The following is a 372-nucleotide window of genomic DNA, read 5'->3' as shown; positions in this document are numbered from 1 at the left end:
ACCGCGTATCGCCGAAATGGCGGAACGTTTCGATCTTGTCGCGGTCATGGACACGCTGGCGGACGACCTGCCGCTTGGCATCCGGCAGAGGCTGTCGCTGGCGGTGGCGATGATCCATTCGCCCGATATTCTCATCCTAGATGAGCCGACCTCTGGTGTCGACCCGGTGGCGCGTGACGGCTTCTGGCAAATCCTCGCCGATCTCTCGCGCAACGATAATGTCACCATCTTCATCTCCACCCATTTCATGAATGAGGCGGAGCGCTGCGACCGGATTTCGCTGATGCATGCTGGCAAGGTGTTGATCAGCGATACGCCCGATGCGATCACCAGAAGCCGTAATGCCGCAACACTTGAAGAGGCTTTCGTCGC

The 372-nt window shown here is 58.9% G+C and carries 1 protein-coding gene; it reads left to right on the top strand.

The window, feature by feature from the left end; genetic code table 11:
* Positions 1 to 372 (top strand): AAA family ATPase (locus tag EN804_RS35115; RefSeq protein WP_135922337.1); only part of this gene is annotated, 372 nt, incomplete at both ends.

The organism is Mesorhizobium sp. M8A.F.Ca.ET.161.01.1.1, assembly GCF_004792105.1.
Classification (GTDB): Bacteria; Pseudomonadota; Alphaproteobacteria; order Rhizobiales; family Rhizobiaceae; genus Mesorhizobium.
The sequence above is the reverse complement of the archived record's forward strand: the minus strand, read 5'-3'. Positions and strand labels throughout refer to the sequence as shown.